Raw genomic sequence first — 3,314 nt, 5'->3', positions numbered from 1 at the left:
CCCTGTTTTTATATTATTTTTTGGCAAAAACAATATATCAGAGAGTAAAAGGCTTTTCTCGTTAATTATGCGTTTTTATTAAAAAAGTGAGGGGCTTTGGTTGCCCTAGCCAACCCCGAAACTTGAGATTTTAGTGATTATCTTAAAAACCCATCCTGACAACACCCACAAAGTGTCACAAAAAGTTTTTACAAATCAGTAACATGCAGAACAATAGCACAACAGGCCCTTTTTTTGAAGAAATAGGTTTTTTTATGAAAATATGCGTTGCCGGTGCCAGAAGATAAAATCCACCCTGATCGACTGTGACAAACCGTCCACTGAAGGCGCGATTGGGAACTATTGTAGTACGGGGAAGTTAACAAGATAGGGCAAGAGGAAGCACTGCACAGGTAAGACAATGTCGAGCTGCTGTTGAACAGTGTGCTGGCGAAGATGGTTGATCAGTACATCTCAAACAAAACTTCTTTTTTACCGGTTACCTACGGCTATAAAAAATTGGGAGATTTAACCAGGGTATCTGATCTATTTGAAATCGACATGCAAAAAGACAAGAGTGTTATGTATATCAGGGATTCCAGGAAATAACTCTTGACAACATCAAGTGATTTTGAAATTTTTATTTGCATTTTTTAACAGAGCAAAATTAATAATTCCTTACTCGTTTTATTGACATCAGCATATCATTTAAGAAATCGTCAGAGAGATCGAAGATTGTATTATTTTTATCTTCGTTTTCAGTAATCCAGTTACTTATTTTATCGGTGAAAACATTCTTGAATTCTTCATTGAGCCTAAAAGGAGGGTTTAATTTCCACTTTTCTTTATTCACATGTAAAATCTGTGATTTATACTCACTTTTTAACAAATCATGGATAACTATGTTCATTTCATCATTCAGCAATACACATTTCTTAGAAGCTTCTTCTGAATCAATATCATTGTTTAATTGCTCAACAAGTTTATGTGAACAAAATGAAAATTCTATCGCTTTAATTAAATCTTTAGCGTGTAGTATTTGTTCAACATAAATCCATATAACTATAATATTTCCAGATTTTTTCTCTTGAAATCCTAAAACCCATTCTCCAGGTTTCACTTTAATTGCATTTTTAAAAGCTCTAGCAAGTTTAATATCTTTATATGGCACACCATACTCAAGAGCAACCCAATTCTTTATTTCTTTATGGATAAAAGCTTTAGTGCCACACCATGCTAATTTCCATGGTAGTCGAATATCATCATTTGCATTGTACCATTCCTCAAAAGAAGAGTAACTGTAACTCACACCGAAAAATTTACTGTATTCTTGTATAATTCTTTCTTTTTCTTTGCCTTTAAATATCCTCTCGTAAAGTGTGTTCATTACCTCTCTAGATTGCTTTCGAACAACATGTAAATTTTTATTTATTTTAGGGAATGTTTTTTTATTGGGATGGTCAATTTGATTGTCAAAAAAAGCATTTGCTACGTAGTTATAGGGCTTTTTGCCCTCAAGGAGGATCATTAAAAATAATGAAAAGAACCACACCCAATGTCTTTTTCTCATCCCCCGAAAAACGGTGTCTGATATTTCGGATACCTTACCCCCGCACTTCTCACACTGATACACAACGTGTTTATTGCCAGGGTGATTGGGTATAGCTTTTCGATAGGCTTTCCTCCCATCACATTCTTTGTTGCCACACTTGAAATTCAAAAATTCATCTCGCTGGTCATACTTCCAACCTCTCCATTTCCAGAATTCTTTCATGCAATGGTCACTTGTTGGATATCGACGGATAAAGCCATTTATTTCAACCGAAAACCTACTCTTAATTTCCTTGTCGAGACTTTTTTGGTCATTTTTCATTTTTTTTTTACCAATCATTCTAGATGACTACGGATAGAAAAACGACACGTGTCGCTTAACATGCCGATATAAATAGAAATGTTGAAATAACCCAACGTTCACTATCTAATTTTATCAATCCCAGTCATAAAACACAAAATCTATACTCTTATTTAACTATTCTCCTATTTTCTAAACACACCGAACGTTCGGTGTACCCGTAATATGGTGTTAGAACAGTTCAGTTATCAGCTGAGCTAAAAAATATCTCTTAAACGATAGGAGAAAAAATGAAAAAGGAAATTAACAAGAATCCATTAATTGAAATTATTGAGGATAAATCCAAATTACAGGAAAAAGCCGATAAGTATGGAGAAGATGCGCTCATCGAATCGATTAATTATTTCATCGGCATAGACTACCAAGCTAAACGGACATCTACACTCGCTGCGTTCCATGGCGGCTTACGTCTAATTATTTACAGAGAAACATCAGGGTATTTTCGCTCAAAAGAATGGGCTGCTCACGCACGCATAATCTTCCCTGACTTGTCAGACAAAAAACGACAAAATTGGATGAAATTAGCCAGTAATTTACGCGGCTTTTTGTTCCCAACTATCTTCTTTATCGCTCAACGCAATCTATTAAAACTTATACGATTTTGCGATGAGCCCAGGATTGATGATTATCTCGCCAAGTACAATATCTCTACAGATTTCGCCTCCAAAGACACAGCTAGGGGAAGGCAACTGGCACAAGATGTTCGTAAGCTAATTACCATTCTGGAAGAGGAAAATAATAATGAGAAACCGTCAACAGACAAAGCCTCACCTTCGCCCTCACCTTCCAAAAGAGCATTATCTTGGAATGATATTCAGCCAATAGACCTCGAGAAAATTGATCCTGCAATCAGACCCGACCAAGAAGACTACATTGATATTATTGAATTCGAGGGTTTTGCGAAGGCAGTAGACCTGATTAACTGGCTAGAGGAGCACCTTCCGAGCGACGGTTATTATCAGAGTCAATACCTCATGACTTCTTTCTTTGACCTATCTCTTTTTCTACAAACACTTATCCAGCGCTTTAACTCTGTTCATGGCAAGCGCCACCAGTTCATTGCCAAGGAAGCCAAAAATTCTCTTTATACCAACCTTAACTAGCAAGCCCACTTAAAGTGACAACTCATGATGAAATATACAATTTACAGGCTTCCTTTAGATATCGAAATAATCAATTTAGATCATGACGGCAACGTAATCTCAACTGAAAAACCGAATGATACCTCGAACACATACAAGACTGAGCCCCAATACTGTTCTACTGCTGAGTTGAGTGATTTATCGGGGTTAGCTAGTGTCTGTCCGCGAGAAGCTATTTATTTGATTTAGTAAGAGAAAATCGCCTTTTAAGGGATGCTCTTTTTACGATTCCTGGTAAAGTTTTTTTAGTAAGTCGCTAAAATTACTTGATTAACTATTTC

At 36.1% G+C, this 3,314-nt stretch carries 2 protein-coding genes; one reads left to right on the top strand and one right to left on the bottom strand.

The genetic code is table 11. The features are described from left to right. Positions 1 to 646: 646 nt before the first annotated feature. The gene (locus JWH17_RS22950) at positions 647 to 1,870 is read right to left on the bottom strand and encodes a hypothetical protein (RefSeq protein ID WP_205225035.1); all 1,224 of its coding nucleotides are present in this window, start codon (positions 1,868 to 1,870) and stop codon (positions 647 to 649) included. A 251-nt stretch (positions 1,871 to 2,121) separates the two neighbouring features. Here JWH17_RS22950 and JWH17_RS22945 point away from each other — a divergent pair, with 251 nt between their 5' ends. Beyond that, complete coding sequence (locus JWH17_RS22945; protein WP_205225034.1) at positions 2,122 to 2,994, top strand: hypothetical protein; 873 nt, start codon at positions 2,122 to 2,124, stop codon at positions 2,992 to 2,994. Positions 2,995 to 3,314 lie beyond the last annotated feature (320 nt).

Source organism: Desulfogranum marinum (assembly GCF_016918565.1).
Taxonomy (GTDB): Bacteria; Desulfobacterota; Desulfobulbia; order Desulfobulbales; family Desulfobulbaceae; genus Desulfogranum; species Desulfogranum marinum.
Note: the sequence above shows the minus strand (reverse complement) of the source record. Positions and strands in the feature narration are given on the sequence as shown.

What these genes read in the sequence shown, in the direction of transcription:
- JWH17_RS22950 (WP_205225035.1), bottom strand. Translation starts at nt 1,870, where the DNA reads ATGATTGGTAAAAAAAAAATGAAAAATGACCAAAAAAGTCTCGACAAG.
- JWH17_RS22945 (WP_205225034.1), top strand. Translation starts at nt 2,122, where the DNA reads ATGAAAAAGGAAATTAACAAGAATCCATTAATTGAAATTATTGAGGAT.